We start from the raw sequence: 1,051 nt of genomic DNA, 5'->3' as shown, positions 1-1,051 counted from the left end.
CACTCATTAAAATGGATTGATTATTAATGTGAAGAGATTGTTTTTTGAGCTCATATGAGTGTCATTCCTCTGATTAATTGACTTTTCTTCAACATGATTTATTTATTCTTTCGAAAAATCTTGATTGATAAAAATTTGGAATAACTTGGAGATTATTTTATATTTACTAATTTTTTTTTTATTATAAATAGAATAGGAATAACAATTAATAAAACTAACAATAAAAAAACATTATTTATTAAAACACCAAGCCATCCTTGAGAGAAATTATTATAAAAATTTAAATCAAAAAAATCATTAATTATTGAGCTGATATTACAGTATAAAAAAGGATTCATAAAATTATAAGGATATTGATAAAAACGTTGATTTTCGATCGAACCTAAAATTAAGGAATAAAAAAGATAAAACAAAGGATGGATTAAAGCTAAATAATGTTTAAGGCAAGGGGCCAAAGGAGGATTAACATAACAATTACTAAAATAAAAAATAGTAAATAATATCGGAATATAAGTATGTTCACATAAACTCACTGTTAAAAATTCATATTTAAAATTTTCATAATCTACAAAAGGATCGGCGATTAAATTCCAAACGACGCCGGTTAATAATATATCAATTAAAACACAAAAAGCCCATAAAGAATAATTTTTATGATTTCGAAATTTAGAATTTAAAGTTCCAATACAAAATAAAAGAACTAAAAAATTACTTTGAAAAGTGAAATTATAAAAAGTATTATAAAAAGCGCCACTTATCAAAGTTAGTAATTTTTGCTCTGAGTCATAATTACGAAAAGAATAATTATTTAATTTAATGAAATAAGTGGCACTTGAAAATATAATTAATACAATTAAAAAAACAAAAGCTTTACTAGATAATTTTTTTTTTGAATTATCAAACATAGATAAATCTTCCTTTTTTACAATTTAATATTTAATTTATTATCCTTATCATTATTGATATAAAGAATATTAAATATACACTTCTTTAATAAGTTAATATTTATATTACTAATAATTTTATAAAAAATTTCATAGAAAATTTCATA

Annotated in this window: 1 protein-coding gene; it reads right to left on the bottom strand. The window is 20.7% G+C overall.

The features are described from left to right. Positions 1 to 152: 152 nt before the first annotated feature. A complete protein-coding gene (locus tag OC710_RS02705) occupies positions 153 to 905 on the bottom strand; it encodes a hypothetical protein (protein ID WP_004994635.1) in 753 nt (250 codons plus the stop codon). Positions 906 to 1,051 lie beyond the last annotated feature (146 nt).

It is taken from the genome of 'Vigna radiata' phytoplasma (assembly GCF_030586915.1).
Lineage (GTDB): Bacteria > Bacillota_I > Bacilli_A > Acholeplasmatales > Acholeplasmataceae > Phytoplasma > Phytoplasma australasiaticum.
The sequence above is the reverse complement of the archived record's forward strand: the minus strand, read 5'-3'. Positions and strand labels throughout refer to the sequence as shown.